Annotated in this window: 22 protein-coding genes, 1 tRNA gene and 1 pseudogene; 12 read left to right on the top strand and 12 right to left on the bottom strand. The window is 48.1% G+C overall.

What is annotated here, in order from left to right; genetic code table 11:
* Window positions 1–457, bottom strand: a 457-nt coding sequence (locus tag L0156_13015; GenBank protein ID MCI0603918.1) for a hypothetical protein, incomplete at its 3' end; no start/stop codon positions are given.
* Complete coding sequence (locus L0156_13010) at window positions 444–1,640, bottom strand: P1 family peptidase (protein MCI0603917.1); 1,197 nt, start codon at window positions 1,638–1,640, stop codon at window positions 444–446. The genes L0156_13010 and L0156_13015, both read right to left, overlap by 14 nt.
* A gap of 47 nt (window positions 1,641–1,687) precedes the next feature.
* Here L0156_13010 and L0156_13005 point away from each other — a divergent pair, with 47 nt between their 5' ends.
* A complete protein-coding gene (locus L0156_13005) occupies window positions 1,688–3,925 on the top strand; it encodes a protein kinase (protein ID MCI0603916.1) in 2,238 nt (745 codons plus the stop codon).
* Between the two features lie 96 nt (window positions 3,926–4,021).
* On the opposite strand, the gene L0156_13000 is transcribed toward L0156_13005, so the two are convergent.
* From L0156_13000 to hemB, 4 genes are all read right to left on the bottom strand, one after another.
* Complete coding sequence (locus tag L0156_13000; protein MCI0603915.1) at window positions 4,022–6,967, bottom strand: hypothetical protein; 2,946 nt, start codon at window positions 6,965–6,967, stop codon at window positions 4,022–4,024.
* Window positions 6,968–7,064: 97 nt separating this feature from the next.
* Window positions 7,065–7,865 (bottom strand): SDR family oxidoreductase, encoded by an 801-nt coding sequence (locus tag L0156_12995; GenBank protein ID MCI0603914.1) that lies wholly within the window; start codon window positions 7,863–7,865, stop codon window positions 7,065–7,067.
* Entirely contained in the window at window positions 7,850–8,626 is a 777-nt protein-coding gene (locus L0156_12990; protein ID MCI0603913.1) for a class I SAM-dependent methyltransferase, read from the bottom strand. Before L0156_12990 ends, L0156_12995 begins: the two co-directional genes overlap by 16 nt.
* A gap of 50 nt (window positions 8,627–8,676) precedes the next feature.
* Window positions 8,677–9,645, bottom strand: a complete 969-nt coding sequence (hemB, locus tag L0156_12985; protein MCI0603912.1) for a porphobilinogen synthase — start codon at window positions 9,643–9,645, stop codon at window positions 8,677–8,679.
* A 432-nt stretch (window positions 9,646–10,077) separates the two neighbouring features.
* Here hemB and L0156_12980 point away from each other — a divergent pair.
* The 10 genes from L0156_12980 (at window position 10,078) to L0156_12935 (ending at window position 20,070) form a co-directional block, all read left to right on the top strand.
* Window positions 10,078–10,151, top strand: a tRNA-Met gene (locus L0156_12980).
* A gap of 55 nt (window positions 10,152–10,206) precedes the next feature.
* Entirely contained in the window at window positions 10,207–11,544 is a 1,338-nt protein-coding gene (gene tilS, locus L0156_12975) for a tRNA lysidine(34) synthetase TilS (GenBank protein ID MCI0603911.1), read from the top strand.
* Window positions 11,537–12,064 carry a hypoxanthine phosphoribosyltransferase gene (hpt, locus tag L0156_12970; GenBank protein MCI0603910.1) on the top strand — a complete coding sequence of 176 codons (528 nt, stop codon included), beginning with the start codon at window positions 11,537–11,539 and terminating at the stop codon, window positions 12,062–12,064. Before tilS ends, hpt begins: the two co-directional genes overlap by 8 nt.
* Window positions 12,065–12,282: 218 nt before the next feature.
* Window positions 12,283–14,112 (top strand): ATP-dependent zinc metalloprotease FtsH, encoded by a 1,830-nt coding sequence (ftsH, locus tag L0156_12965; GenBank protein ID MCI0603909.1) that lies wholly within the window; start codon window positions 12,283–12,285, stop codon window positions 14,110–14,112.
* Window positions 14,113–14,175: 63 nt separating this feature from the next.
* Window positions 14,176–15,015: a dihydropteroate synthase gene (gene folP / locus L0156_12960; GenBank protein ID MCI0603908.1), complete on the top strand. Its 840-nt coding sequence runs from the start codon at window positions 14,176–14,178 to the stop codon at window positions 15,013–15,015.
* A gap of 74 nt (window positions 15,016–15,089) precedes the next feature.
* Complete coding sequence (gene cdaA / locus L0156_12955; protein ID MCI0603907.1) at window positions 15,090–15,875, top strand: diadenylate cyclase CdaA; 786 nt, start codon at window positions 15,090–15,092, stop codon at window positions 15,873–15,875.
* Window positions 15,872–16,789, top strand: coding sequence for a hypothetical protein (locus tag L0156_12950; GenBank protein MCI0603906.1), 918 nt, complete (start codon window positions 15,872–15,874; stop codon window positions 16,787–16,789). The genes cdaA and L0156_12950 overlap by 4 nt, the downstream gene beginning before the upstream one ends.
* A gap of 106 nt (window positions 16,790–16,895) precedes the next feature.
* Window positions 16,896–18,239: a phosphoglucosamine mutase gene (gene glmM / locus L0156_12945; protein ID MCI0603905.1), complete on the top strand. Its 1,344-nt coding sequence runs from the start codon at window positions 16,896–16,898 to the stop codon at window positions 18,237–18,239.
* Between the two features lie 72 nt (window positions 18,240–18,311).
* Complete coding sequence (locus L0156_12940) at window positions 18,312–19,043, top strand: pyridoxine 5'-phosphate synthase (GenBank protein ID MCI0603904.1); 732 nt, start codon at window positions 18,312–18,314, stop codon at window positions 19,041–19,043.
* 16 nt (window positions 19,044–19,059) lie between these two features.
* Window positions 19,060–20,070 (top strand): ABC transporter substrate-binding protein, encoded by a 1,011-nt coding sequence (locus tag L0156_12935; protein MCI0603903.1) that lies wholly within the window; start codon window positions 19,060–19,062, stop codon window positions 20,068–20,070.
* On the opposite strand, the gene L0156_12930 is transcribed toward L0156_12935, so the two are convergent.
* The gene (locus tag L0156_12930) at window positions 20,067–20,468 is read right to left on the bottom strand and encodes an STAS domain-containing protein (GenBank protein MCI0603902.1); all 402 of its coding nucleotides are present in this window, start codon (window positions 20,466–20,468) and stop codon (window positions 20,067–20,069) included. The genes L0156_12935 and L0156_12930 overlap by 4 nt on opposite strands.
* Window positions 20,469–20,524: 56 nt before the next feature.
* Between L0156_12930 and L0156_12925 the strand changes: the two are divergent.
* Window positions 20,525–20,958, top strand: a pseudogene (locus L0156_12925) (low affinity iron permease family protein).
* A 1-nt stretch (window position 20,959) separates the two neighbouring features.
* Here L0156_12925 and L0156_12920 read toward each other — a convergent pair.
* The 5 genes from L0156_12920 to L0156_12900 all read right to left on the bottom strand — a co-directional run bounded on the left by L0156_12920 (window position 20,960) and on the right by L0156_12900 (window position 26,498).
* Complete coding sequence (locus L0156_12920) at window positions 20,960–21,382, bottom strand: hypothetical protein (GenBank protein MCI0603901.1); 423 nt, start codon at window positions 21,380–21,382, stop codon at window positions 20,960–20,962.
* A gap of 305 nt (window positions 21,383–21,687) precedes the next feature.
* The gene (locus tag L0156_12915) at window positions 21,688–22,599 is read right to left on the bottom strand and encodes a hypothetical protein (GenBank protein ID MCI0603900.1); all 912 of its coding nucleotides are present in this window, start codon (window positions 22,597–22,599) and stop codon (window positions 21,688–21,690) included.
* Window positions 22,600–22,753: 154 nt separating this feature from the next.
* On the bottom strand, window positions 22,754–23,704 hold the full coding sequence (locus L0156_12910) for a Ku protein (protein MCI0603899.1): 951 nt from the start codon (window positions 23,702–23,704) through the stop codon (window positions 22,754–22,756).
* A 244-nt stretch (window positions 23,705–23,948) separates the two neighbouring features.
* A complete protein-coding gene (locus L0156_12905) occupies window positions 23,949–25,664 on the bottom strand; it encodes an EAL domain-containing protein (GenBank protein ID MCI0603898.1) in 1,716 nt (571 codons plus the stop codon).
* A gap of 9 nt (window positions 25,665–25,673) precedes the next feature.
* On the bottom strand, window positions 25,674–26,498 hold the full coding sequence (locus L0156_12900) for a hypothetical protein (GenBank protein MCI0603897.1): 825 nt from the start codon (window positions 26,496–26,498) through the stop codon (window positions 25,674–25,676).
* Window positions 26,499–26,593: the final 95 nt, after the last annotated feature.

Here is a 26,593-nt window from a genome sequence, read left to right as displayed (position 1 = left end):
GCGAAGTAGCGCGGGCATCCCGTTGCGAAGTAGCGCGGGCATCCCGTTGCGAAGTAGCGCGGGCATCCCGTTGCGAAGTAGCGCGGGCGTCCCGCCTGCGTTCTGGCTTCTCAGCTTTGATTGCATTCAGCAGTTTTGTTTCCCAACCTGCATCAGCCGACCGGTCCGTTTGAATGCCAACACAGACCGGTGGCCATCCCAGATCGATGGACATGTCAGGACTCCTTTGATGACCCAACGTGATCCCAACATTGTAAATCTGACCAAGGAGAGGAAGTGGCCCGAAAAAAATCGGCGTGCAGAAAGTACCAAATTCATCCACGACCGGCAGTCCCATAATGTGTCTGAAATCGCCGCGCGTCTTATAAGCTAAAAAATACCGGTGTGCAGGAGCATTCCAGCTTTCCACAAGAATCACCTCGAAAGGGGGAAGTGAAATTACATTAAACAGAGGCAACTTTTCTTTCCTCCGAACGGAATAAACGATGATGACGCTCCATGATTTTTAGAGTTCGATCGATCGGAAGCGCAAAAACTTTGTGACCCTTGTAACCCTCCAGGTCTCCTGCCATAAACAGAGCGTTAATGATCGCTTCTTCAGTGGCTTCTGCGGCTGCTTCAAACAAAGGCTGGATATCGTACTGTTCGATTGACTGAAGTGTGTAGGTGCTTCCTTTCCAAAACTCTGAGGCCTTAATTCTGTTAGTGGTCGAAAACGCCACAATAAAATCTCCACTGCTATTACTGGCGATGCTGCCGGACTTTGCGAGTCCCATTCCGCCTCTTCGAGCAATTCGATTCAGCTGGTAATCCAAAAGAGGAGCATCTGTAGCGATCACAATGAGAATGGAATTTAGAAAAGACGCTTCATCAGGTACAGGACGAAGATCATGAATCTCTTCTCCGACCGGAACACCATCGATGCGCAAGTGTTCGCGACTACCATGATTTGCCTGAACCAGGGCGCCCACCGTGTAACCACTCCATGGATCAGGCAGCCGGCGGGATGCAGTTCCGATGCCACCTTTAAATTCATAACAGATCATGCCAGTCCCACCTCCGACATTTCCTTCCGTAACCGGTCCGGATCTTGCGTTCTTCCATGCATCCCAAACGTGTTCCTTGTGAACGTGGCGACCTTCAATATCGTTCAAATACGCATCCCAGGTCTCTCCCACGATCGGAACGATCTGTTTGTCAGGCATTTGTGAGAGCAAAGCATCGTAAACCATTCCAACACTTGATGTGTTTGTAAGGCAAACCGGGGAAGCAAGAATGCCAAGTGAAGAACCCTGGATGAGTCCGCTCACTTCGCCGTTTCCGTTTAAGATGTGAAAGCCGAAGGGAATGTATTCCTCAAGAATTTTGTCATGTGGCACGACAACAGTTACCCCGGTGCGAATGGATTGTCCTTGAATCAGCGTTGAGTGGCCCACTCGAACTCCCGGGACGTCTGTGATCGCGTTCCACATGCCCGGTTGCATGCTGCCGATTCTGATGCCGAGATCCCGCGCGCGTTTCCTAAGCGGTGTGGTGCGGGGGGCCCGCCCGCGAGCTAATTCTGCGGGCGAGTCGCCCGCACTACGCCAAAACAAAGATGCCGGGAATAGCTTTAATAATGTGCGGCGATCGATTCGCATTGCAGATCAATTTTTTGAAAGTATATCAGTTAAAATGTATACATCAGATGAGCTTTTCCCCTGACACACAAATCGGCCCTTATAAAATTCTGGATTTCCTCGCAAAAGGAGGAATGGGAGAAGTCTATCGCGGTGAAGATGAACGTCTCGGAAGGAACGTTGCCATCAAGATTTTGCCGGAGAATCTTATTCTCAATCCTGACGCCACCCGCCGGTTTCAACAGGAGGCCCGCGCGCTTGCCGCGTTGAGCCATCCCAACATTGTGACGATCTTTGATGTTGGAATTCATGAGAACACACCGTTCGTTGTCATGGAACTGCTTCAGGGAGAGACACTGAGAACCTACATCGAGCGAGGCACATTAACGCAACAAAAGATCCTGGAAATTACGGTCTCTATCGCAGAAGCACTCCGGTGTGCTCATTCTGCCGGGATTATTCACCGCGACTTAAAGCCCCAGAATATTTTTTACACATCAACCGGAATCGTAAAAATCCTCGATTTTGGTCTGGCACGCTGGCATAAGACGGACGCAAGCGTTTCACAGGAAGTAACCAGTACGGGGGTCATTGCGGGAACCGTTGCCTATATGTCGCCCGAGCAACTGCGCGGTCAACCCCTCGATTCACGGACCGATATTTTCTCGTTTGGATGCATCTTATACGAAATGAGCTTGGGACATTCTCCCTTTTCCCGGCAAACCGCAGCAGAAACAATATCGGCAATTTTGCATAGTCCGGCTCCCGCTCCAAAAGGAATTTCATCAGAGCTGTCGCAATTGATCCTACATTGCCTGGAAAAAGATCCGGATCAACGTTTTCAAGCTGCTCAAGACATCCTGCTTTTCTTACGAACCATTCAAAGTAGCAAGCCCGCAAAACGAAAGGCAAAGCAAGCAATTCAATCCATAGCAATCCTTCCATTCGACAACAGCAGCGCAGACGCCCAGATGGAGTATCTCAGCGACGGGATCACAGAAGCCCTCATCAACAGCCTGTCGCAGCTAACGCGCCTGAAAGTGATGGCGCGTGGAACCGTTTTTAATTATCGAGGCAAACAGACCGACCCGCTGGAAGTGGGGAGACAGTTGAACGTCGGGGCCGTGCTGACCGGGCGTGTCATACAGCAAGGAGATCAACTCCTCATAGGCACGGAGCTTATGGATGTGCAGAACGGCTGGCATTTGTGGGGAGAACAATACAACAGAAAAACTGCCGATGTATTTGCGCTGCAATCCGACATTGTTGCTGAGATTTCCAGCAAACTGCGGCTGAAACTATCAACGAAAGAGAGACATTTGCTGGCCAAACACTACACGAAAAATACGGATGCATATCAGGCTTATTTGAAAGGACGTTATTTCTGGAACCGGCGGACAGGGGAAAGTTTTCAAAAGGCGATCGAGCATTTCACTCAGGCGATTCAGATCGATCCACTTTACGCTCTGGCTTATGCAGGTCTTTCCGACACTTATGCATTACTCGCAGATTTCGGAATTTTGCTGCCGCCGCAAGAGGCTTTTGCGAAATCCCGCAGCGCGGTGAATCGCGCTCTTGAGATTGATCCGTCTCTTGCAGAAGCGCATACATCACTCGGACATCTGAAAACGCATGAATTCCGCTGGGATGAAGCAGTAAAGGAATACAAGGAAGCGCTCCGGCTGAATCCCGGATATGCTACCGCTCACCACTGGTATTTCATGTGTTTAACAATGATCGGGAGATTCGAAGACTCGCTTGAAGAGATGAAAAAAGCGGAAGAGCTTGATCCTTTATCGTTAATCATTCAAACAGATATCGCAGCGTGCTATTACTTTAACAACAACTTTGAAAGCGCCATTCACCGTTTAAAAAAAGTCCAGGACATGGACCCAAACTTTGCGTCGGCTCACCGGTTTCTATCTGCCGTATACGAACAATTGGGAAAGTTTCGCGAAGCGATTCAGGAATTCGAGAAAGCGCGGATTTCCGCTGGAAAAGACGCGAGCGAAGTAGCCGCGCAAGTAGGAGAACTGCGGCGAGCATATGAAGAGAGCGGCGCGCAAGGTTACTGGAATAAGAGATTGGAACACAGCAAGAAACAGAGTCAGGCGTCTTATGTGTCCCCGTACAATCTCGCGCAGATCTGCGCCAGTTCCGGCGATAAAGAAAAAGCGATTCAGTTGCTGGAAGAAGCTTATCAGGAACCTTCTGCTTCCTTGGTTTACCTGAAAGTTGATCCTCGCTTCACAGAACTTCGGTCTGATCCCCGCTTTCGAAACTTATTAAATCGAATTGGTTTGTAGGGGCTGCGCATTCGCGTTTTTTGCGAATGCTCAGTCCGCCAAAATTGCCGGGCGCAGCATTTTTCAAAAACGAAAATGCGGCACCCCTACTTTGGGCTATTTCGGCGGCCAGCCGGCATCCAGGTTCTCATAGTTAAGAATCGCGTTGAAAATGAACGCGTAGTTACCTTGCGTGTTACCTCTCCACATCGGATTGTTAGCAAACAACAGGATGTGTCCTTTTCCCAGAGGTGAATCAATGATCAGCGGTTTCCCTGCAATTTCATCGGCGCCTTCCAGCATTCCGGACAAAAAGATTTGATCCGCTTCTTTCGGAAAGGAAACAACTATGCGAGGCCGATCTTCCATCTTCGGAATCAGAGGTTCATACCAGACCGACCACTCATCGGAAGGTTGGAATCCTTCTTCGCCTGGACCAGGTTTCGGCTTGTCCGGAAGTTCTACATACCGTCTTCCCTGAGGAACATCAGGATCTTTCGGATTTCCGCGTCCACTTGGACGTTTTCCTTGATCCGTCCGGTCCTCGAAAATTCCAACTTTAAAAATGGTTCCTGCCGCGTAGTAAACGGGAATCGTTTCATCATAACCGTAACCGACAGGACTCTTCTTATCTGTCAAAACCGACTTCAGCAAGCTTCCTGATGCCTTCAAGTTCTGTGGCTGACTTGTTCGTATCCATCTTGCAAGACCATATTCCACGGCCCACTCAGCTGTTTCGCGTATCGTAATCAGCAGGCCGCCCGCTTCCACAAATTCTTTTAAATTCTGCACACCCGAATAGCCCATCCCTTTGCGAATATCATCTGTTTCATCGATCAACAAATTCGGCGTCAGTTCCGTTTTTTTCCACGGCATCGCGGGTCCGGCAGGAAAACCGTTCACGAAATCCACTACATCGGTGCGAAAACCCGAAGGCGAAAAAAGGATCACGTCATATTTGCTTCGCAAATCACGCATGTTGGCGACGTCTTGTGTGGAGATGTAGTCGTACGGAACTTTTAATTCATCGAATGCAATTCGATACCAACCCTCATCCTGAGTGTCGAACCATGTGTGCAGCATCGCGATTCGCGGCGTTGCCATCTTGTGCGTTTTGACGTCCGGTGCATTCTCAAGAACGATGTATTCGAGTGCGGTTGTAGCTAAAGCATCCTCGACTTTTTTCGAATTGCTTTCCTCTACTGTAATGAGAACGGTTCCCGCTGCCCATTCGGAATCTTTCTTTTTCCAGTTTTCTTCCGTGATCAAAAACTCGATTTCCGGTAGAGCATATCGAAGACGAACCAGATCTAGCTCGCCATGATTTCGAATTGCAATCGTGGATCCTTTGATTTCAGGACGGGAAACAGCCATCCTGCCTTCCCATGGCCGCATCGGCGTTTTTAAGATTTCCTGATTTACGATCCGCTTCCATTCCACATTTTTCGCATAGCCGAGTGTCCAGCCGGAATCATCGTAAACTCTTTCATCACCGCGGACGTACTGGATGTCGAGCAAGGTGTCCGCGAGCCGGCTGTACGGTTGATCCAACCTCACGACAAAACTTCCGGCCGGAAAGGTTGCAGCGTCCGGTTCTTTTTTCTCTTCCTTTTTTTCTTCCTTCTTTTCAGAATCTTTCTTCTCTTCCTCCTTTTTGGGTGGCCATTGAAGTTTCACTGTTACGGGCTTGTCGGTTTGATGAACCTCGATGCCATGCTCGCGCAGCAGATGCAACAGGTCACGAAGCTGTCCTTTCCGTTTTTGAGTTGCATCGAACACATACGCAGCAGGACCTTCATTCGTTGCTTTTGCCACGGCCCTTTTTCCAAGTGACCAGAAGGTGCGCAAGAAATGCTGACTGTTCTGCGCCATGTAATGCAGCGCAAGAAGAGCGCCACTTTGCTGATAATTTACATTGTTCCGAAGCGACCATTTTACTTTTGGCAGCGGAGGGTTCGGCCGGTACCAGGCGCGCTGGCTTGGATCGCGGACAACTCTATCCAGAGTTTTTGGTGTGCCATTTCCAAACGTTTCATAGAAACGGCCAATCGCATTATGCCCGTGCGCAACCCAGAACAAGTAGTTCGGCGCCCAACCATCAAAAAAGCCATGCGTCCATACGCCCGGTAAACCTTTTTGAGTCAGAGTCTGAACTTCGTGGTAGGCCATGCGGTGCCATTCATCGATCACCATCGGATCGAGCCATGCGTTGTAGGGTCCGGTTCCTGTTGAGACGTACAGAAAGGGAACCGATTCGTGCAAATCGTGTTGTACCTGAGGATGGTATTCAAAAAACGTTTTCAACACATTGCGCGTGAGCGCAAGGCTCAATCCGAGATAATCGCGATTGTTATCATGAGCCACATAGTGACCCCAATAGATCAGAGGCGGCAACGGAGCTTTTGGATTCGCCTGTTGCCAGCGCACCAGATCCACCATTCGATTGCGGCCATCGACTTCCAGAACCGGAGTGATTAGAGTGATGATGTTATTGCGAATCGATTGAATTGCGGAAGTCTCCTCCACAGCGAGCCGGTATGCAAGCTCCATCAGCATTTCGGGACTGCCTGTTTCTGGTGAATGGAGCGCTCCGGTCAGGTAGTACATCGGTTTTCCTTGTTGGATAAACTGCTCCGCTTCTGTGTCGTTCATTTTCCGGGGATCAGACAACTTGCGCGTCGTGTCTTTGTAGCGATCGAGATCGCCGATGGTTTCTTCGTTTGCAATCACCACCAGGATCATCTCCCTGTCTTCTTCCGTCTTACCCATTGAAAAGACTTTCACGCGCGGAGAAACGGCTTCCAGCGCTCGCATGTAACGATGAATATCTTCGGAGTAAGTTAGTCTTTCAGGCGTGCCGGATATGTAACCAAGGAACTTTTGCGGCGTTGGAACTTTGTCCGATGCAGGCAAATGATCCACCAGATCGGTTAAGAACTGAGGATCAGTTGTGTATTTACGGATTTTTTTTGAATAATCCTGATCCCATTCAGGATGTTTTTCAATCGGTTCGGCGCCAAACAGCAAACCGGGCAGCAAGAGAAGCAGGAGGAGCCATTTCATTCCAAACCTCCACTAAACGTCTGATTTAACCGCCAAGGCGCCAAAACGCCAAAAGTTAAATTGTTCTTTTTCCTTGGCGACTTGGCGTCTTGGCGGTTTATTCTTTTGATTTATTTAACGAGCCTGCAATAGCAGTAGACCAATCGCGAGGGCCGATGCGCGCAGCAGTTGCAACAATTCGATTCATGAACCCGGGTATGATCACTCTCTTATTCTTCATCATTCCTTCATACCCTATTTTCGCCACGGTTGCAGCATCCATTACCCTCATCATTTTGCTTTTCATCAACTGAATATCTTTTGCGCCTGCGCGTTCTTGAAATCCTGTACGCGTTGGACCGGGACACAAAGCTGAGACCGTCACTCCTGTCCCGTTCAATTCATTCGACAGTGCTTCCGAAAAGGACAGAACGTATGCTTTGGTTGCATAATAAACAGCCATCCATGGGCCCGGTTGATAGGCTGCGGTAGAACCCACATTCAGAATTTTTCCGCTTTTTCGCGCGAGCATTTCCTTCACATACAGTTTTGTTAGGTGAGTCAGTGCCACAATATTGACCTGAAGCATTTCCAGAATCTGCTTGAGATCATTTTTCTCAAAACTTTCCCGCATTCCGAATCCAGCATTATTGACCAGAAAATCAACCGGAATCGATTCTTCCTGTGTTCGCATGAATAGATGATCCGGAGCACCTGCATCAGCGAGATCAAATGGTAATATTTTTGCGCGAATCGAGTGAGCGTCTTCGAGCTCAGTAGCCAAACGTTGAAGTTTTTCGGTTGATCTGGCTACAAGAACGACATGAATTCCGTCCTTCGCAAACAATCTGGCAAGCTCCAGGCCAATACCGCTGGAAGCGCCCGTGATCAGAGCTGTTCCTTTTACTTCTTTTTGCATACGGCTACGATTTCGCCGGAGATGTAATCATAGGCCCTCTCATCGAAGTGCCCGTAAATGGCCGGTTCAAATCCACAGCGAACCAGAAGATGTTCCAGCTCGTAACGGAAAATGTAACGGAGCTTGAATTCACCTTTCTTGCGCGCAACGACAACACCTTGATCGTCCCGCTCCTCCCATTTCATCGAAACCTCTATTGTTTGAGCTGCAAGATCCGGTGATGCCTGATAATATCTGGTGATTGTGCTTTCGGTTTGAGAATTTTTTCTGGAAAACTCTTTCTCCCAATCATGGCTTTTTTCGTAGGCCGCAATTTTGTTAATGTTGGGCGCAAACACATCCAGAATGAACAAGCCCTCATCCTTTAAATGCTTCCGCACGAGCTCCAGGCACCGGATTTGTTCTTCCTGAGTTAGAAGATGCTGAAAAGATCGGAAAGGAATGTAGATAAGAGAGAATTTTTCGTCGTACTCAAACTGATCCATGCTGGAGCATTTCAAGTGGACGTTTTTCAGGTTTAGAGTGCGCGCTTTCGTTTCGCAAACACCGAGCATTTCCCGGCTCATGTCGAGTCCATGCGATTCGATTCCTTCCTGCGCGATGGGAATCAGGATGCGTCCTGTGCCACAACCGAGCTCCAACACCGGTGATCCTGCTTGAAGCGCGTATTTCATGTAAAACGGAATGTCGCCGCGTTCCGGGATTCCGAATTTGTAATCTTCGTCGTAGTATTCAGCTGGATAATGAAAATTTGCTTCCATATTTGATTTAAACCGCCAAGACGCCAAGGCGCCAAGGAAATAAGCACAGTTTATTTTTCTTCGAGTGCGAGGTCTTTCGCAAAATAAGTAATGATGATATCCGCACCGGCCCGGCGTATGGAAAGTAGAATTTCATCGCGAACCATCTTTTCATCCACCCATCCTCGCAGCGCTGCGGCTTTTACCATGGTGTATTCACCACTGACATTATAGGCGGCTATCGGAACGAGAAAACGATTTTTAGCTTCACGAATAATATCCAAATACGAAAGAGCCGGCTTCACCATGATGATATCGGCTCCTTCCTCGATATCCGTTTGCATTTCTTTGAGCGCTTCCAGACGATTGGCCGGATCCATCTGATGCGTTTTTCTGTCGCCAAATTGCGGTGCTGAATGAGCTGCCTCCCGAAAAGGACCATAGAAAGCAGAAGAGAACTTCGCAGCATACGAGAGGATGCCAACATCCTGCAGTCCGTTTTCATCCAGAGTTTGCCGGATGGCTCCGACGCGTCCATCCATCATGTCGGATGGCGCCACGAAATCGGCGCCTGCTTGCGCATGTGACAGCGCAGTGCGTGCAATCAATTTTACGGAAGCATCGTTGCAGATGACCCCATCTTTTATGACACCACAATGACCGTGGCTCGTATAGGCGCACAAACAAACGTCGGTAAAAATCACACAATCCCGTATTTCTTGCTTCATTTTCCGGATGGTCATCTGAACCACTCCGTTTTCATCGTAAGCCGAACTCGCCAGATCATCCTTGCGATCCGGAATTCCAAAGATCAGAAAGTGGCGCATACCTTTTTCATACAGAGGAACACACTCTTCCAACGCGCCCTCCAGATTGAACTGGCTGATGCCGGGCATTGCATCAACAGGTGTCCGGCGATGGGAAGTTTCTGCGACGAAAATGGGATAGATCAGTCGCTGTTTGTCGACGCTGGTTTCCCTGATGAGAGATCGAACGATGGGATTCTTACGCAGTCTACGAGGTCGATGAGTAGGATACATAGGAATCAGCAGTGGTATTCGGATTCTCCCCCCTTATGACGTGGGGAGCTAGAGTGGGGTTGATCAAAATCTTTTTGTAGTTCTTTCAACCCCCTCCTCGCATCCCCCTTAATAAGGGGGAGGAAACAAGTACGTGACCTAATCGTCGTCGTCATCGCCACTGCCAAAGAAAAAATAGTCAGCGCATCCTTTACTGCAAAAGTGACGTCCGGCGAAGAAATAGCAACACATTTCACAGACTTTATTAAAGCAAATAGGACACTTAAACATTCTGCGTTCTTCTTCCGAAATCGTGCATCTGACGCAGTGCAAGGTTACAGGCATGGGTCAATTATAAGACATGTTTCGTTGACAAGCAGGCTTGAGGGCACTTAGAATTACCTCCACAGACGCAACAGACTCTCAGACGCGCAAACACGACAGACGATTCAGGGCGGTGTAGCTCAGTTGGTTAGAGCACGCGGCTCATATCCGCGGCGTCCGGGGTTCGAATCCCTGCACCGCCATCAATTGCGTCGACGAGTCGCGCGTCTGCGCGTTGTGCGTCTGTCGCGTCTCGCCATGATCGTCAATAAGGTCAGACTGTTCATCAAGAAGCATTCCCTCATTGTTCCGGGAGAGCGTGTACTCGTGGCTTATTCCGGGGGACCCGATTCCACTTTTTTGTTGATGGCGCTAAAAGAAATCCATCCGGACGTTGCCGCGGTTTACGTGAATCATCAGTTGAGAGGCCGCGAATCAAAGCAAGAAGAAAAGTTTGTGCGGCAGTTTTGCGAGGAGAAAAAGATTCCTTTATTTGTCGAAAGGATTGCTTGGAAAAAACGGCCAGCGGACCTGGAACAGTCGGCCCGAAAAAGGCGTTATCGTCACCTTGCAAAAGTAGCCAAAGAGCACGGTTTTCATAAGGTTGCACTCGCGCATCATAAAGATGATGCTGTCGAAACATTTTTATTGCATTTGGTTCGCGGAGCGGGACCGGATGGTCTTTCCGGGATGCAACTCCATCGAGATATCTATATTCGTCCTCTGCTTGAGTGCAGGCGCACGGAAATTCTTCATTATCTTCAGAAAAACCAGATTGCGTTTTTCACGGACAGATCCAACAAGAAATCAAAATTTCGGCGGAATAGAATTCGAAATCAATTGATCCCGTATTTGGAAAAGCATTTCAATCCGGAATTTTCCGAAGCAATCCATCGAACAGCTACATGGATCGGAGAGCTAAACCATCTCCTCAACAAGCTATTGCAACCGTACGAAAAGATCATGGAAGAGAAAGAAGGCCACTGGATTCTGAATCGTAACAATTGGCTCCGGCTCAGTCCTCCGCTCCAGAAAGCGCTTTTGCGTAGGCTTTTGTGTAAAATCAGCGGCGATCTGCGGCTGAATGCAAGAACCCTTCAGAATCTGGTTACCTGCATCCAAAACCAGAGGGAAATGGAACTTCCCGGTTTCGTGAAGGTCTGTTACAAAGAGGGAGCGATCCGATTTGTGAGAAAGGAAGAAAGGATTGGTTTTACAGAAATGGACGTTCCTTCTTCAGGCAAATACCTGTTTCCCGCAGCAAAGGTAACCCTGGATTTTTCCGTTCTGTTGAAACAAGACTTTGCCCCTGGTCCCAACCTGGCTTACCTCGATGCCGACAAGGCTTCTTTTCCTCTATATATAAGGAACTGGAAAAAAGGTGATTCTTTTCGACCTCTTGGCATGAAAGGGCACAAAAAACTAAGCGATTTCCTCATCGATAGGAAAGTTCCGAGAAATTCGAGAAAACAGATCCCTCTGGTATATAAGAATGATGACCTGGTCTGGGTCGCGGGACATCAAATTCACCACGACTACAGGGTGACGGACTCGACCAAAAAACTATTGCGTATCGAGGCGAGGCAAAGTGTTTAAAGCCGAAGTGCTGCTCACAGAAGAGCAGATTCAACATCGAGTTCGGGAGCTTGCGGACAAAATCAATTCTGACTATGAAGGGGTCACAGTTGATATTCTTTGCATCTTAAAAGGTTCTCTGGTATTTGCGGCCGATCTAATTCGCAGGCTGACTGTCCCTCTTAGGATTCAATTCATGCAGGTTCAAAGTTATACCGGTGGCACTCACAGCTCGGGAACTGTTTATCTGCATTTTTCGTCTGATTTTGAATTGAAACATTGTGACGTATTACTGCTTGAAGATATTCTCGATACCGGCGTTACGCTTGAGTTTTTGCAGGAACACCTGAAACAAATGGATTTGAAAAGTTTGAAGACATGCGTGCTTCTTGATAAGCCTGCCCGTCGGAAAGTGAATATCCGGCCGGACTATGTGGGCTTTGAAATTGAAGATCATTTTGTGGTGGGGTACGGCCTAGATTACAAGGAATTTGGTCGAAATTTGCCCTATATCGGCATTCTTTCCGAGGTCAAGTCTTGAGATTTTCACCGCACAGATCGCCGAGAACGCAAAGTAAGAAGATTTTTTTCTCCGCGGCCTCTGTGTTCTCTGCGGTGAGTTCTCTGCGGTGAAAAAACGAAAAACCTTGCATTGTTCTCGTCCAGCGGCGATACTACACTATGTTACCGGAGTAAAATCGGGTGAAAACTGCGTTTCGTTTCTTTCTGATTGTCGGTTTTTTATCAGCCGCCATTGTGATGGCGCTTTACTATGGCCATTTTGCCGGTAAAGCACACCAGCCTGTAAAGTTCAGCATTTTTCTTGATGACGTCGAAGCGGAGAGGATCCGCGAAGTTGAAATTCGCGGCAACGAAATCCGCGTAAGCACCAAGGATGGTGTGGAGTATAGAACTTTTACTCCCCAGGGATACAACTATTACAACTTTGTCACAGATCTGAGGAGAAAAGGAGTCGAAGTAAGCTCGCAAGATACGATGTCAAATCCCTGGTTCTCCTGGCTCGTTCAGGGAATCATAATTGTTATTGTGTTCGGGCTAATGTGGGTGTTGTTCATGCGCCAGATGCAAATCGGCGGAAACAAAGCGCTTTCCTTCGGGAAATCACGCGCCAAATTATTAACATCCCAGCAGAAGAAAATCACATTTCGTGATGTGGCAGGAGTCGATGAAGCTCGTGAAGAATTGCTGGAGATCATTGAATTCCTGAAAGATCCGCAAAAATTCATCAAACTCGGGGGCAGAATTCCTAAAGGCGTTCTTCTGATGGGGCCTCCAGGAACAGGAAAAACACTGCTCGCGCGCGCGATTGCGGGAGAAGCAAACGTTCCTTTTTTTAGCATCAGCGGTTCTGATTTTGTTGAAATGTTCGTCGGTGTGGGTGCTTCCAGAGTTCGCGATCTTTTCGAACAGGGAAAGAAGAACGCGCCGTGCATCATCTTTATTGATGAAATTGATGCGGTCGGAAGACACCGTGGAGCCGGTCTTGGTGGCGGACACGATGAGCGGGAACAGACGCTCAACCAGTTGCTTGTTGAAATGGATGGATTCGAGACAAATGAAGGAGTCATCCTGGTTGCTGCAACAAACCGTCCTGATGTTCTGGATCCTGCTCTGTTACGTCCAGGCAGGTTTGATAGACGCGTCGTTGTAAGCAGACCCGATCTGAAAGGAAGAGAAGGGATCCTGGCCGTTCATACCCGGAAGGTTCCACTTTCTCCTGATGTTGATATCAGACTCATTGCCAGAGGCACTCCCGGATTTTCGGGGGCAGACCTTTCGAATCTTGTGAATGAAGCTGCTCTGGCAGCCGCTCATCATAATCGTAAAGCGGTCACCCATATCGACTTCGAATATGCAAAAGACAAAGTGATGATGGGGACGGAGCGCCGTTCGCTCATTCTGAGTGATGAAGAAAAAAGGAATACCGCTTATCACGAAGCCGGTCACGCTCTCGTTGCGTACATGATGCCGGGAGCAGATCCCTTGCATAAAGTTACGATCATTCCGCGCGGCCGGGCGCTGGGATTGACGCAGCAATTGCCGCTGGACGACCGTTACAATTACAGCAAAGTGCATCTGGAAAACATGATCGCCATCTGTCTGGGCGGGAGAATTTCGGAAGAGCTTATCCTGGGACAGATCACGACAGGCGCCGAAAATGATCTGGAAACCGCCACAGAACTTGCGCGCAAAATGGTCTGTGATTGGGGTATGAGCACGGAGCTCGGGCCGGTCTCTTTTGCAAAGAAAGAGGAAACCATCTTTCTTGGAAGAGATTTTGCGCAGCAAACCATGGTCAGTCCGGACACTGCCGTCAAAATTGATCAGGAGATGAAACGCTTCATCACGCAGAATTACGATCGCGCAAGAAAAGTGCTCGAAGAGAATCGTCATCTGTTGGAAAAGCTCGCAGAGGCGCTCCTGGAACGCGAAACACTGGATGCAGAACAGATCCGCAGAATCTGTGAAGGATTGCCTCTCGAACCAATCGGTGAAAATGATTCTTCAGAAGAAAAGAAAGAGGCTGCAAAAGTAAAAGGCCGCCCGGTTATCGTCCCGCAGAATTAATAAACAAAGTAGCGCGGGCGTCCCGCCGGCGAGAACTCCGCAGACGTCCGCGCTACTTTGATTATGAGACCCTCCTTCACACTCTACTCGCGCAACAAAACTCTCTCTCTCGGAAAACGCACCGCAATTATGGGAGTTGTGAACGCAACTCCTGATTCCTTTTATGACGGCGGCCGCTATCTGGATGAAAACGCTGCGGTCAGGCACGCACTTCAATTGATCGATGAGGGAGCGGATCTTCTGGATATCGGAGGTCAGTCCACGCGTCCTGGGTCCGAGCCTGTGGGAATCGAAGAGGAATGCCGACGCGTTCTTCCCATTCTAAAAACTCTGAGAAGCAGATCGGATGTTTGGATCTCCATAGACACCTACCGCAGTGAAGTTGCGAAACGCTGTTTGGAGGATGGAGCTGATCTCATTAATGATGTTTCTTCCTTCCGTGAAGATCCTGCGATGCCTGACATCATCACGCAATACAAGGTTCCGGTCATCTGCATGCATTTTCTTAAGAGTATTCATCCAATGCCCGCAGAACCCGAATACTCCGATCTGTTTTCCGAAATCCTCGATTTCTTCCGTGAAACATTTCGAATAGCGGAGCAGCAAGATGTTCAAAGGGATCAGATGATTGTCGATCCGGGGATTGGTTTCGGCAAAAAACTCGATCACAATTTAAACATCATCAGAAATCTTTCATTTCTCAAGGAATTGGGCGCTCCCATCCTGGTGGGGCCTTCCCGAAAATCATTCATTGAAAAGATCACAGGCCTTCCAGCGTCCGAACGTCTGGAAGGCACCGCCGCGGCTGCGGGAGTTTGCGTGCAGCAAGGAGCGCATATCTTACGGGTGCATGACGTCCGGTTTTTCCGCCGTTATTGCGATGTGCTCGATGCACTGCTTTAACAATGCCGCAGGCGGGACGCTCGCGCTACTTATTTTCATTGCTCATTACTTGGGGGGTGCAATATTATTTAGGCATGGAGATCAACTGGATTGACCTGATCGATATCGGAATCGTGGCATTTCTTGTGTATCAGGTCCTTTTGATCATCCGCGGAACGGGAGCCGTCCAGGTTGGTTTCGGATTACTTTTTCTGGTTGTAATATTTTTTGTTTCCCGCTGGCTTCAATTGAATGCGCTGCACTGGACACTCACGATAATATTTCCGTATCTGTTTTTTCTGATCATCATTTTGTTTCAACATGAGATCAGAAAAGCAATCTCGAGTCTGGGGCAGAATCCTTTGTTAAATTTTTTCACGGGAAGACTGGGGACGCAGCCGATGGATGAAATCGTCTTTGCTGCAACTGCAATGGCGAGTAAAAGGATCGGAGCACTCATCGTGTTAGAACGCGACATGGGATTGAAGAATTACATTGAAGGCGGAGTCTCGCTTGATGCGAAAGTTAGCTACGACTTATTGATGAGCATTTTTAATCCTGCTTCTCCGCTCCATGATGGCGCGGTGATCATCCAGTCTGACCGGATCAGCGCTGCCGCCTGTTTTCTGCCATTGACGCTGAATCCTTATCTCGCTAAAGAACTCGGCAGCAGGCATCGCGCCGCAATCGGTTTGAGTGAAGAAACGGATGCGATCATTATTGTCGTATCCGAAGAAACAGGAAAGATCAGTCTGGTACATCGCGAAGAACTGATGACTGATCTGGATGGACCGGAGCTAAAGAAACGAATTTCTGAAAAAGTTTTGCAGGAACAACCGAGCTTTACGAAAAAACTTGCAAAGAAAATAGAGGTCTCATGAGAATTCCCACTAACCAGTTGTTCTTGATCGGACTGTCGATCGGATTATCCTTTTTGCTCTGGCTGTGGGTAGGAGCGCAAGAGCGTTCTGAAATCGTGGTAAGTGTGCCGCTGGAATACAGAAATCTCGCTCGAAGTTTCGAGATTTTCCCGGAGAAAGATCTTGTCACGAATGTAAATGTTTGGGTAAAGGGCACCACGAATACGATCAAGAATCTGAAGCCAAACGAAATTTCATGCTGGGTGGATTTGTCCGATACAAAAGCAGGCTTGCGCAATTTCGAGATTGGACCTGACCAGGTGAAGGCTCCCTATGGATTTTCTGTTCTGCGGATCACGCCTTCCCGCATTTCGCTACGCGTAGACGAAGTGGTAAGCCGCAAAGTTCCTGTAACGGTCCGTTTAGAAGGAGAACCGGCCATTGGATTTAAGGTGTCGGAAGCAAACGTAAAACCGTCGGAAGTTGAAATTCGTGGACCGCAATCGGCTGTGGCTGCGGTTCGCCAGGCTTTGACCGACTCGATTGATGTCAGCAGAATACAGGGTACGCACACCGAAACGGTAAACGTTGGCGTTGAGAACAGTCTGGTCCGAATTACACAAACAAAAAGCGTTCAGGTTACCGTGAACGTTTCCGAAATCACAGATGTATTCACGATGAGAGTACCGGTGCTTGTGGGAGATACGAACGCGCAAGTTAGATTCAATCCTAAAACAGTGAGGCTCGATCTGCTGGGACCCAAATCATTCTTTGCACAGATAAAGAATGAACAAATTCAAGTTGTGCTCGATGTTGGTGCTTTAAAACCTGGAGTCTATGATCTCACCCCTCGTGTCGTTTTGGATCAGGAAGCTCAGAAAAAGGTTTCCGTGAAAGATATCACCCCTCCCAGAATTCATGTAAGAATCTCCTGATTTTTAACCGCCAATGCGCCAAGAACGCACAAGATTAAAAATTCTCTTCTTTTCTTGGCGTCTTGGCGGTTCAGTTTTCTGGTAGAATCTTAAACTCACAAAAAGCATGCGAAAACTATTTGGAACTGATGGTTTAAGAGGCGCTGCCGGTGAATTTCCACTGGACAACGCCACTGTGGAGTTGCTGGGCCGGATTCTCTATTTCTTATTATCTGAAAAAGAGGTCGAGCCGGTTCTGATCGTTGGTCGCGACACTCGCGATTCAGGACCAGCCATCACGAGCGCGCTATGCCTTGGATTCAGCCGCGCGGGCGGAAAAATTCGCGACGGTGGAGTATTGCCGACACCCGCGATTGCCTACCTGGCAAAGTCAGAGCAAAATTTTGCAATATCCGTTACCGCATCCCATAATCCCTCAGCCGATAACGGAATTAAGATTTTCGGTCCCGATGGTCTGAAACTATCCGAACAAACAGAATTGGAGATTGAACCTTATCTCCTTGGTGAAAAATCTTTCGTGCGGGAAACAAAAGCCTCAGCCGGCGAGAATTGTTCACTCGAAGAAGAATTCCGTAACAAATACTTTCATCACCTGGTGAATGATTTTTTTCCCGATCTCGATCTTTCCGGTATGTCGATCGTTTTGGATTGCGCAAACGGAGCGCTTTTTCACCTCGCACCGGCCATCCTTCGCAAAATGGGAGCAACCGTCCATCCCTTAAACACATCTCCCGATGGAAAGAACATCAATCATGGTTGCGGATCACTGCATCCGGAAGTTGTTGCAGAAGCGCTTCGTCAAAACGGTTACGATTGTGGATTTACATTTGATGGCGATGGGGACCGTTGTCTTGTCGCTGACAGGAATGAAATGTATGACGGTGATTTTATTCTGGGCGCCGCTGCAAGATATCTGGATTCACGCTCTCAATTGAAAAAGCGGTCGGTCGTTGCCACTTCGATGAGCAATCTGGGGCTGGAAGTGTTTTTGAGAAATCATGGAATTTTTTTACACAGAGTTCCCGTTGGCGATAAATACGTATTGGAAAAATTGAAGGAAGAGGATCTTTCACTAGGCGGTGAACAATCGGGACACATCATCTTTATGAATGATAGTTTCATAGGAGACGGGCTTGCAACTGCGTTGCAGGTTTTGCGTATTTATAAAAACTCAGGAGTCCCGTTTTCCGGAATCTTCGAAGGGATCAAGCGATTTCCGCAGATATTGTTGAATGTGGCTGTGAAAAGCAAACCGGATTTAAACACCGTTCCCGGAGTGCCGGATAAGATCCGGCAGATTAAGGATGAATTAGGCGATTCCGGAAGGATTGTTGTACGCTATTCAGGGACGGAAATGCTGGCCCGCATCATGCTGGAGGGTGCTGATCAGACTCAAATCGAGCGCCTGGCCGCGGAACTCAAAGACGTTTTGAAAACGCAGCTTACGTAGCGCGGACGTCTCGTCTGCGAGGCATAACGCAGGCGAGACGCCTACGCTACTTTGTTAAAATAGCAGGAAAATATGGATGCAAAATACGTGAAGCTCGGCGTAAATATTGATCATATTGCGACGCTGCGCGAAGCAAGAAAGACAAACGAACCGGATCCGGTTGCAGCAGCGATTCTTGCAGAGATGGCCGGAGCCGATGGAATCACCGTTCATCTTCGAGGTGACCGGCGCCATATCCAGGAAAGAGATGTGCGGTTGCTGCGGGACGTGATCACCACTCGTCTGAATGTAGAGATGGCGACAAATAGTGAAACCATCAAGTTGATAACAGCAATTAAGCCGGATACAGCGACGCTCGTGCCGGAAAGACGGGAAGAGATTACGACCGAAGGTGGACTGGATGTTGTCATGAACGCATCGATCCTGGGCCGGGGCATCGTTTCGCTTCAAGATGCAGGAATCGCTGTAAGCATTTTTGTCGATCCGGATCTGGATCAGATCAAAGCCTGTCAAAAAACAGGAGCCCGCAAGGTGGAGATCAACACCGGAAAATACGCTGATGCAAAGACGGAAGAATTGCAAGATCTGGAATGGGAAAAAGTCCGAAATGCCTGCCAACTTGCCAGACGTGTCGGATTTCAGGTGTTGGCCGGACATGGCCTGACCTATCACAATGTAAGCCGTATCGTTCAAATTGAAGAAATCGTGGAACTGAACATCGGCCATAACATAGTCTCGCGCGCCTCTCTTGTGGGCCTGGAACGGGCCGTGCGTGAAATGAAAGCTTTACTGATTAGAGGATAACCAGAGGGAGACTTGTATGAAGGCTACAAAGATTCTCATGATGTGTGTGCTCCTGTTGGGACTCGCGTCTTGCAAAGTAGAACGCAAGGAAGAACAGCCAGCTAAGGTCACGAAAGCACCCGGTTCTGCGGAAAAGAAAAATTATCAGATTGGCATCGTCTATTTTGGCCCGGATCCTGCCGCCGATCTTTGCATGAAGGGATTAGTCGATGGATTGAGAGAGCTTGGTTTCGTCGAAGGCCAGAATTTGGAAATCAAAAAGTCCCACGCGCAAGGCGAGATCTCAAACATCCCTTTACTGATTCAAAACTACGATTCCATGGGATTGGACGCAATCATTCCTATGACCACTCCTTGCTTGACTGCAGCCTGCACAACAGCCAAGAAAACGCCGGTTGTTTTCACCTATGTATACGATCCAGTGGCGGCGGGAGCCGGAAAAAACGCAAACGATCACCTGCCATTTGTGACAGGTACGAGTTCCTTTCCCCCTATTGATGATACAGTTGCGATGATCCGAAAAATCGTGCCTACGGTAAAGACAGTGGGAACGATTTACAATCCCTCCGAAGCGAATTCTGTGAAAGTGATTACCGTAAGCCGCGATGCCTTTGCAAAAGGTGGTATAAGGCTCAGCGAAGTTACTATCAATAGCACTACGGATGTCCATCCCGCGATGCAAAGCGTGGCTTCCAGGGACGTACAAGCCCTTTGGGTCACCGGCGACAATACGGCCCTTCAAGCGTTCGATGCAATTGGCAAAGTTGCGGCCGATTCGAAACTTCCTCTATTCATCAATGATCCGGAATTCACGACTCATGGCGCATTGATGGCAGTCGGTATTGGTTGGTACAGGACCGGATATGTATCCGCCAAGAAACTTGCCCGCGTATTGCAGGGTGAAAGTCCAGCAAACATTCCGTTTGAAAACTTCGTAGAAAAGAAATTGGAAATCAATCAGGAAGTGTCGAAGCGTCTCGGCATCACTTTTCCCGAAGAAATTCTCAAAGAAGTAGGAAATCCTTAAAAGGATTTGATCGCGGTATCAACGTCCGGGTGTATTTCCATAAACATATCGTAACCCGCGATTGTCAGGACGTCGCGAACCGGGCGTGACGGATTTACCAGCTTCAGGTGTGCGGATTTGAAGACGCCACCGCGCATTCCTTTTTGAGCAACAGAATCCGATTCCGCAGAATCTCCTTCCCTCAAAAGATTGAACGCCGTATGAATCGCGCGCAGTCCTGCGCTGGTAATGTAGCGCACGTTGGTTAGATCAAGCGCCACATACCGGACCCCCTCCGAATGTGCCTGGCGAACCCGGTTCTCCAGTTCCTGATACGTTTTCATATCGAGATCACCTTTTAAATGGAGAACCGTCACCGGAACTTTCCCGTCTGTTCGTAAAGAAGTTGTAATGTCCATTGTTCCTATTTTACGACACTCGGCCCGCGTTTGTAAGTTGCAAACCGCAGTTCCGGATGTCTACATTACATCATGTGAAAGACACATTCCGACGGTTTGCCCACAAAACCTCCGAGTTGGTAGGCGCTCCTCCGGTCTTCATCATTGCAGTCATGATCATCATTGTCTGGGGCATCCTGGGCCCCTATTACAACTATTTCCGATACCTGGCAGCTCATCATCAATACCCGGAACGACGATTGTGACGTTCCTCATGGTATTTCTCATCCAGAATACACAGAACCGTGACGCCAAAGCGATTCACCTAAAACTGGATGAGTTGCTGAGGGCATTAAAGGGAGCACGAACAGATCTTGTGAATCTGGAAAACTTCAGCGAAGAAGAACTCAAAGAAGTTCAAAAAGAATTTGAAGAACTTCAAAAACACTATTCAACGCATCACGAGAAAATCCTGAAAGAGTTTGAGCGCAGAAAGAAGAAACGAAAATAACTCAACTCACTGCTAGATCCAAAAAATCGTACTGCTGGCGACAGTACAGAGGTGACAACTGAAATCGATCAAAAATTTCCGGATTCTGAGGTGGTGAACCGGGAATGATCTGAGACAGAACCTCAATCAGGTCCTTTCCGGCACTCTGTCCGATGGCCCTGACACTGTTGACCTGTATCTTTGGCAAACATGGTTGATTCGCGATGGACGGTTGACCATCGCTCGCTTTTAGAATAAAGCCAAATACTCCATCAAGCGGATTCCTAACTCCAACTACTGCATCAGGCGGATTTAAACTGACATCATACCTTTCAGGAGATTTTTCCAGGGCACCTCTTGGCACTGAAAAATGCAAAGTGCTGCCTGACACAGGAACTTGAATCGCTTCGGTGACTGAATCTGTATGTCCGCTCGGTCGGAACACTTTAACAATTACCAAGATTGATTTCGCAAACACGCACGGGTTATTCAATTGTGATTGTCTTATATCTACCTTCACATCATCAGACCCATCGGGCCGCTTTCCATCGTAAGTCACCTTAAAAATGTCGAGTGCGGAGGTGCAGGTCTGGGCAAGTAATTCTGGAGGCGAAAAAATCAAGAGCGTGCATATGAATAGTAGCTTCTCACCGAATCGCTTGAATCGACAGGGTGGCTGTGGCCGAAACAACAACGATTTGGTAGCGAAACTTATTCTCCATTTCGAACCTCCTGTTAATGGGCTCATGCTCACTTGAATTGTGCCGACACGGATGAGTCAGCGTTGACCGTAAAGGTACAGGGAGTATTCTTGCCGTTACAAACGCTCGTTGAACCTGTGCCGTTCCCCCAGGCAACAAAGGAGGCACGCGCTGCCGCGGTGGGCGTAAGAGTTACGTTGGAATTGAAAGTAACTGTGTTTGTGCATTGGGATCCACCATTTCCACAATTGATGATCGTGCTGCCGGTTCTGAGCGTACTGGAAACATTTCCGGGACCCCCAACTGTCACCGTGATGGAAAGGGGACTAAAGTTTGCCCGGATGGATGAATTTTGATTCAGAACGACATTGCAATGGATATCGGTTTTACCATTACAGATACTCGCTGACCCTATTCCATTCGACCAGACAGCAAACGCGGTACCCGTTGATGGAACGAGATTAATCTGAGCGCCGTAAGGCTGTGTCGTGGAACAAATTCCCGGGCCTCCCTTTCCGCAATTAATGACGGTAGCGCCGCTTTGACCATGAAGTCCTATGACCTGGCCATTTTGATTACCACCAATAGACACACTGAACGATAACGATGATGGTTCAAATGAGGCAGTGATCGCCGAATTTGCGTTCAGAGTTATATTACAGACCCTCGTGGTGCCGGTACATGCTGTCGTTGACCCGACCTGGTCAGACCAGCCAGAAAACAGAAATCCCGGCTGAGAAGTTGCCGTTAGCGCTATCTGGCTACCGGATAGAACCGAGTTGGAACAAGTATTTGCTCCGGCGCCGCAATTAATAATTGTACTTGCCCCAGCGGTGCCGGTTACGACTCCCTTCCCGCTCCCTTTCACGTTCACTGTAATCGTAAAATTAACGGCTGTTGCATCATGCCCAAGAGCTACAAAGAAAAGCAGAAGTAAGCATACAACGATCATTCTATTCATCGTTCTATTCCTCCGCAGTAGAAGCAATTGCTTTTTTGCAAATGCCACGGGACGTATGAAAACCGTGACATTTCCAACCGCTCAAGCTCCATTCTATCCGTATTTCTTTCCCCACGGCAAGAAATACGGATAGAGGAAGGGGGTCGTAGGCATTTTAAGCGGTTTGTTTCAAGCGAGTCATTAAGCTCTTTCGTTTCTTGTGTGTTTCTTCATAAGTTCGAATCTTTTGCAAGTCTTTCGGAGAAAGCTCTTCTAGTTGCCCCAAAACCTCTTGAACCGAAAGTTTGTCATAGTTTGGAATCGGCAGGCCTTGACCGGCGCGAGCCACTGGCTTCTTTCCACCGCCGGTTTTCTTCAAACTTTGCTCCAAAGCTTTCATGAGGTCCGTGACGACCGGTTTGGGTTTTGAACGATATACGGTGAGCTTGCGTCCCTTAACCTTGGACTCAATCAGCTCTTCCACTCGTTCAATAGATTCGTTTTTATGGCGCTCGGGATGAAATTCTTCCGTGAGATTGTCAATTAGCAGTTCAGCTAGCTCCAATTCTTTGTCTCTGACCTTTCCTTTATCGACCTTGTGCACATTTTTGCGAATTTCATCTTCATAGTGGAGCAGTTGAAGGACCAATCCACCCAGTGCCGGACGCAGCAGCGCCAGATACTCCCGGTCCCTCATAAACAATTTGCCGATTCCAGCACGTCCTTTCTTTTCCATTGCAGTAGCAAGCAGCGCAAACGTTTTTTCCGTTCCCTCTTCTGCCGGCCCAACGTAGTATGTCTTTTCAAAATGAATCGGGTCGACTTCTGAAAGATCGATGAACTGTTCAATGTCAAGGTTCGTGCTGGAATCCGGCTCGATCCGTTCCAATTCTTCCGCTTCAATCAACACATATTTGCCTTTTTCATATTCGAAACCTTTCACCAATTCCGAACGCTCCACCACACGACCGTGATGCGGGCAATAATATTGAAGACGGATGCGGTTGCGGCAAGATTCATGGAGCAGATTGAAATGAAAATCATGCGATTCAACTGCTCGAAATAATTTCACCGGCACGGATACCAATCCAAAAGTAATCCGTCCATTCCAAATCGTTGCCGCCATGATGAACCTCCTTATTATGGTGTCGCTGCTTTTGTGATAAGCACACCAATCAAGAACAGCGCACCGATTAGAATGTGAATAGTGTGATCCATTGTCCCGAGCATTAAAGCGTCCGACTTTTCCTTCTTTCGGGCATACTCACCTCCACTTCGAATTCTGGGGTTAGCAAAGGACGGACAGGATGGAGCGCGAGGCAAATACTTTGTGGTGGTAATTCCCGATATAGTGTAGTGACGCGGGTTACTTATGCGGCGAAAGGTTCGGAAGGATGAAAGCCATCGGCGTTGAATTCAGTCAGCAACTGAAATGCTTTATGAGCCTCCAGGGGAACTGAGAAAAGATACCCTTGCACTTGATCACATCCCATTTGCTGAATCTGGTCCAACTGCTCTTCTGTTTCTACACCTTCGGCAATGATCTTCAGATTTAGTTTTTTGCCCAGGTTCACGATCATACCGACAATTTCAGTGGCTCCTGAATCCGCATCTACGCGTTCCACAAAAGAACGGTCAATTTTCAAGGCGTCGATTGGGAATTGATGGAGATAACTCAACGAAGAATAGCCTGTGCCAAAGTCATCAATTTGAAGACCAATATTCAACGCTTGCAGTTCCGTCAGAGTTTTCAGAACCGATTCCGAATAGTCGATGGCGAAATGTTCGGTGATCTCTATTTTCAGATTTGTTGGCGGCACTCCTGTTTCATTCAGAATGCGCTTGATTTCCCCAACCAGGTCTTCCTCCAATAAATGTTTTGCAGACAGATTCACATGGATCGACAACGAAGAATCAAACGTGTCTTGACACTCGGCAAGTTGCTTGCAAGCCTCCTCCAAAACCCACTTCCCAATCGGCAGCATCAAGCCGTTTTCCTGTGCGAGAGGGATGATTTCGGTTGCGCCAATCAGACCGAGTCGCGGATGATTCCATCTCACAAGAGCTTCAAAACCGCTGATCCTGTTCGTATCCAGTTGAACAATCGGTTGATAGAAAACAGCCAGCTCGTTCCTCTCAAGTCCTTTGCGCAAATCGTTTTGCAGATGAAAAAGCTCGAGAATTTGGGAATTCTGTGTCCGGTCGAAAACAGCAGTGCGGGATTTTCCTAAAGCTTTCGCCCTCTGGCTGGCGGTTTCTGCATCCCTTAATACATTTTCCGCATTCAGGTAACCTGTGCCGCCAGTTACGATGCCGATACTTACAGTTACAAACAGTTCCTGAAGATTCACCACCAGTGGTGATTTCAACAAAAATTGAATGTGACTTGCGTGATCGAGCGCATCCTGAGCACCCTCCACACGGTTCAGAAATACCGCGAACTCATCGCTCCCGAGTCTTGCCACACAGTCGCCATGACGTTTGCATGCTTCGAGCTTTGCGGCAAACAACTGAAGAACTCTATTTCCCAGATCGTGCCCCAGGATGTTGTTTATTTGTTTAATGCAATCGATATCCAGGTGGAGAAGCCCGAATGGTTGTCCCTCTTCCAGCGCCTGTCTGATTCGCTCCTGAACCACAATCCTATTGGGGAGACCGGTCAAGGAATCACGCAACAGATCATCTTTTATCTGTTCCTCTTTCAAGCGATGCAGAAGTTTCTCTTGAAAAAAAGCTTGTTCTATTGCTTCCTGAAGATCTTCCCTGCGACAGGGCTTCTTGAGATACCCATACGGTTTCGAAGCAAGACATCTTTCGACTGTTTCCGAATCTGAAGTACCAGTGAGGAAAATTACCGGGATGCGAATATGATTCTGAATTTGCTCAGCCGCCTCTGCGCCATCCATCTTGCTGTCCAGCTTGACATCCATAAGAATCAGATCCGGTCGCTTTTCTAGCGTGATCTCAATCGCTTTCTCACTTGTGGAAGCAATTTGCGGCACGTCATAGCCAAGATCTTCCAACTCCAATTTTGTCAGTACAGCAAGCACCGTATCATTTTCAACAAGCAGGATTTTCTTTTTCATGAACTTATCTCAACGACGAGTAGATGCCTTTGAGACTGGAATCGGATTTGCGTGCGCCCAAATCGCATCGGTTTTGCGGTAGGGCTGGCTCCAGAGAACTTCGATGCGCTGTCTTTCCGTGTGAAGCAGCGCAACCTTTGCTTTGAAATCCACACTGAGAGATGAGGGCAGCCAGACGTTTTCAAATGCCTGCTGGCGGTATTGAATTCCGATATGATGGACCTTTGCTGCAACTCCAAGACCGAAGGAAACAGGACTCACCAGTTTTGCTTCTGCCCGCACCACATTAAACTCATTGTCGACCCAAACTTTTCCCGCCATTCTTGTCAATAATTTTTCAATTCTATTGCTAGGAGATATTCCTTTCTCTTTCGGTCTGAAACAAAACACATGGTGTTCTCCTTCTTTGGGGAGGAGGGTAAATTTGAAATTTTTGTACAGCTCGGTCCAACGGATTTTTTTGATTTCCGACTCTATTTTGCCCGGTTTCGAATTTTGTTTTGAATTTGCTTTTCTGACATCGTAACAACGCCGCGCTTTGCCGGTCCTGGCATCCAGTTCTTTGCAAGATACGGCGACCAGCTCGTTTTTCGGCTTGTTGTGAACCCAGATTGTCTGGAAATTCTTCTCGTCAACTCTATTGGGCGTTCCCTGTTCCGTTAGTTTTGTCGTGACAATCCGTTGATGGGCGCCATATTCCGCCAGAATCATAATGTCCTGCTTCAGGTTCTGCACGACATTCTGAATCAAGGGATCAGCGCTTTCTCCTCTTATCTGGGCAGGATCAAAAAGGAAGGGGATGAGAACTGCACAAACAGCTGCGAAAGTTTTCATATCACCACTCCTGCAAGCAAGAATAGCCGGAGCGGTATTAGACGAGTATCAAAGAGCCGACGATAGCATGCTCACAAACAACCGCATATTGCTGT

This window comes from bacterium (genome assembly GCA_022616075.1).
In the GTDB taxonomy this organism is placed as follows: Bacteria; Acidobacteriota; HRBIN11; order JAKEFK01; family JAKEFK01; genus JAKEFK01.
Note: the sequence above shows the minus strand (reverse complement) of the source record. Positions and strands in the feature narration are given on the sequence as shown.

What these genes read in the sequence shown, in the direction of transcription:
- L0156_13010 (MCI0603917.1), bottom strand. Translation starts at nt 1,640, where the DNA reads ATGCGAATCGATCGCCGCACATTATTAAAGCTATTCCCGGCATCTTTG.
- L0156_13005 (MCI0603916.1), top strand. Translation starts at nt 1,688, where the DNA reads ATGAGCTTTTCCCCTGACACACAAATCGGCCCTTATAAAATTCTGGAT.
- L0156_13000 (MCI0603915.1), bottom strand. Translation starts at nt 6,967, where the DNA reads ATGAAATGGCTCCTCCTGCTTCTCTTGCTGCCCGGTTTGCTGTTTGGC.
- L0156_12995 (MCI0603914.1), bottom strand. Translation starts at nt 7,865, where the DNA reads ATGCAAAAAGAAGTAAAAGGAACAGCTCTGATCACGGGCGCTTCCAGC.
- L0156_12990 (MCI0603913.1), bottom strand. Translation starts at nt 8,626, where the DNA reads ATGGAAGCAAATTTTCATTATCCAGCTGAATACTACGACGAAGATTAC.
- hemB (MCI0603912.1), bottom strand. Translation starts at nt 9,645, where the DNA reads ATGTATCCTACTCATCGACCTCGTAGACTGCGTAAGAATCCCATCGTT.
- tilS (MCI0603911.1), top strand. Translation starts at nt 10,207, where the DNA reads ATGATCGTCAATAAGGTCAGACTGTTCATCAAGAAGCATTCCCTCATT.
- ftsH (MCI0603909.1), top strand. Translation starts at nt 12,283, where the DNA reads ATGGCGCTTTACTATGGCCATTTTGCCGGTAAAGCACACCAGCCTGTA.
- folP (MCI0603908.1), top strand. Translation starts at nt 14,176, where the DNA reads ATGAGACCCTCCTTCACACTCTACTCGCGCAACAAAACTCTCTCTCTC.
- cdaA (MCI0603907.1), top strand. Translation starts at nt 15,090, where the DNA reads ATGGAGATCAACTGGATTGACCTGATCGATATCGGAATCGTGGCATTT.
- L0156_12950 (MCI0603906.1), top strand. Translation starts at nt 15,872, where the DNA reads ATGAGAATTCCCACTAACCAGTTGTTCTTGATCGGACTGTCGATCGGA.
- glmM (MCI0603905.1), top strand. Translation starts at nt 16,896, where the DNA reads ATGCGAAAACTATTTGGAACTGATGGTTTAAGAGGCGCTGCCGGTGAA.
- L0156_12940 (MCI0603904.1), top strand. Translation starts at nt 18,312, where the DNA reads ATGGATGCAAAATACGTGAAGCTCGGCGTAAATATTGATCATATTGCG.
- L0156_12935 (MCI0603903.1), top strand. Translation starts at nt 19,060, where the DNA reads ATGAAGGCTACAAAGATTCTCATGATGTGTGTGCTCCTGTTGGGACTC.
- L0156_12930 (MCI0603902.1), bottom strand. Translation starts at nt 20,468, where the DNA reads ATGGACATTACAACTTCTTTACGAACAGACGGGAAAGTTCCGGTGACG.
- L0156_12915 (MCI0603900.1), bottom strand. Translation starts at nt 22,599, where the DNA reads ATGAATAGAATGATCGTTGTATGCTTACTTCTGCTTTTCTTTGTAGCT.
- L0156_12910 (MCI0603899.1), bottom strand. Translation starts at nt 23,704, where the DNA reads ATGGCGGCAACGATTTGGAATGGACGGATTACTTTTGGATTGGTATCC.
- L0156_12905 (MCI0603898.1), bottom strand. Translation starts at nt 25,664, where the DNA reads ATGAAAAAGAAAATCCTGCTTGTTGAAAATGATACGGTGCTTGCTGTA.
- L0156_12900 (MCI0603897.1), bottom strand. Translation starts at nt 26,498, where the DNA reads ATGAAAACTTTCGCAGCTGTTTGTGCAGTTCTCATCCCCTTCCTTTTT.